The 2,258-nt window shown below is 37.6% G+C and carries 4 protein-coding genes; 1 reads left to right on the top strand and 3 read right to left on the bottom strand.

The genetic code is table 11. From position 1 onward, the window contains the following. Positions 1 to 195: hypothetical protein (locus tag M901_RS17980; RefSeq protein ID WP_034720853.1), on the top strand; the 195-nt coding region annotated here is incomplete at its 5' end. On the opposite strand, the gene M901_RS06155 is transcribed toward M901_RS17980, so the two are convergent. The 3 genes from M901_RS06155 to M901_RS17975 form a co-directional block, all read right to left on the bottom strand. Beyond that, entirely contained in the window at positions 192 to 428 is a 237-nt protein-coding gene (locus M901_RS06155; protein ID WP_198295352.1) for a hypothetical protein, read from the bottom strand. The two genes, M901_RS17980 and M901_RS06155, sit on opposite strands and share 4 nt — an antisense overlap. A 120-nt stretch (positions 429 to 548) precedes the next feature. After that, positions 549 to 1,364: a DUF6588 family protein gene (locus M901_RS06150; RefSeq protein WP_021277313.1), complete on the bottom strand. Its 816-nt coding sequence runs from the start codon at positions 1,362 to 1,364 to the stop codon at positions 549 to 551. Positions 1,365 to 2,078: 714 nt separating this feature from the next. Beyond that, on the bottom strand, positions 2,079 to 2,258 hold a 180-nt coding region (locus tag M901_RS17975), incomplete at its 5' end, for a hypothetical protein (protein WP_034720844.1).

The following is a 2,258-nucleotide window of genomic DNA, read 5'->3' as shown; positions in this document are numbered from 1 at the left end:
CGCAGTCAAAAGATTTCACCATTTTCAAAGATCATTTTCATAACTTCGCATTTTGCAAGATTTTACTTAATTAGTTTAAAGGCCGGTCATTGCCCAGATTTAGCAAAAGATAGGGCCTATAAAAAGTTCCTTGATTTACACAGTGAAAACTGTGATCGAGATTTCCTTGAAAGCTTCAAAAGAGTTTTTGCTTAATCTTCTTTCTTTATCCCTATGCTTTTTAGATCTTCATCCAATGTTTCTTTTGCATGTGCAATAGCATCGCCACTTAAATCAATTGGTTTAATAGGCTTTGGATCATGGGAAGATCCAACTCTTGAAAAGTCATTATGGTATTCACCCTCTGGGATTTCTTCGTCTAGCACCTGAAATTTTTCATTCTCTTTGCTCTTGGCGGTAAAAGAGGGGGCAAGGACAAAACTCATCACACAGAAAATGATCACCAAGTATTTTAAAGTCTCTCTTTCTGAGAAACTAAAAAGCCTATCAGTTGAAAAGTAAAAAACTATTGCAAATAGATTTAGAAAGAAAATTCTCTTATACATCTATTAAAAAGCTAGAGATAGTTTTGCTGTATACTTTTGAGTATCAAGTAGTTTTGTGTATTCTGCACCAATGTGAAGAACAAAGAGGTCTAGCTCAGCACCAACAATGAATTGAGCGCCAGAGTGTTTTTCGCTGGCTGATTTTCCTGTTGTGAAGCTAGAGTCAAAGATTGTTCCTGTTGTTGAGGTAACTGAAAGATCTGTCTTTGTAGAGACATATCCTATTCCTGCATATGGTTTAAATAAGAGAAGGTTTGGTCCAGCCATAAGATTGATTCCCCACGAAGATGTTTCAAATTTAACTTCTGAGTCAACTGGAACAGAAGAAACACTATCTGAAGTTTTATAAGAGGCTTCACTTGACCCAATATGAAATCTTGTCGCAATATCAAGAAAAGGAATTTTTAAAAGGGAGTCTGTAAGAGTCCATTTTCCAGCAAAAGAAAAGGCCTTGATTGAAAGATCACTGGCTTCTGTCTCTGGCAGCATTGTTGCTTCAAATGAAATTCCAAATGGTATTGAGACTTGTGCCATTAATCCAGCATGAGGCACGTACTCTAATTTCGAATCAGCGTCGACACTCTTTACGACTTTGTTCGTTTCATCTGATTCTGTAACACCAGCAAGGAGTCCAACTTCTACGCCAAAAACAGCTCCTAGTGATTCAGGGGGAGTTACTGCTGTATGGACAAAGTTCGCACCAAACTCTTTTGTAATCTTTTTAAATTGACTCTCATTAATATTTTCAAGTGCAGGAGTACCAGCATAAGAATGAATAGAGGTAAGAGCGAGAAGAAGCAGGATTATAGAACGTTTCATGATTGGACTCCATCGTTAGTTTATAACAATTCCTATCACTATAATCTCAATAATTTCACCTAATTGTTATGGAGTAAATTTGTCCCAATAAAAATCCTATGGAGTCAAAAAGTTGAATTAGAGGGGGTTTTTTGACACTGGGGACATGAGGCCAAGCTATTAAAAAGTCGTAGGACCATTGAGTTTGGTAGGGGCACTGGCACGGCCTTTTGACACTGCTATTTCTAAATAGGTGAATTTGGGCGTTGAAAAAGTTGGCACGGTTCCTGCTATATATAAAGCATCAGGGGACAAGGAAGTCCCTGGGAAGTTAGGATGATTTCCCGAGTAAGAAAAACGGTTATGGATGACCAAAAATAGTCAGGATGACTAAAAGGAGCTTAGAGGATGAAGCACCTTAGCCTTGTAGGAAGCACTACTCTTAATTGTTCACGTTGTTCAGCGTTCCAGTACAAACACATCAAAACGAATTCTTGTAAATTTCAAGAATGCTTTTCTCCTAAGGTTGGTAATTCTCTAAGCTCATTTTTAATTGAGCAAAAATTTAAGGCCACGGATGGCCGAAATGATACAAGGAAGTAATAGGATACCCTGGGTTTAGAAACATCCCTCTCTCCCTATATGAATCTTACCCAAGGGCAATCCAAATCTGACCGAGGACCTTTTAACGTGTGGAATGTTATTAAGAAAGGAGTGTCCTCGGTCTTTTTTTATTTAGAGAAAGACTTTATATAAAATCCTAGCCGCTGCTACTAATAAAGCCGCTTTATATAATCTACGAAAAATCACTTCAGAAATATTATGTAATAACCTCACTCCATACTTCGTGCCAAAGATTGTTGCGAGTGCCAGAAGTGTAATTGGAATCCAGTATTCACTGTATTTAAAACCAGA

This window comes from Bacteriovorax sp. DB6_IX (genome assembly GCF_000447775.1).
GTDB lineage: Bacteria > Bdellovibrionota > Bacteriovoracia > Bacteriovoracales > Bacteriovoracaceae > Halobacteriovorax_A.
The sequence above is the reverse complement of the archived record's forward strand: the minus strand, read 5'-3'. Positions and strand labels throughout refer to the sequence as shown.

Excerpts from the sequence above, each read along its gene's own strand:
- M901_RS06150 (WP_021277313.1), bottom strand. The coding sequence starts at position 1,364 with ATGAAACGTTCTATAATCCTGCTTCTTCTCGCTCTTACCTCTATTCAT.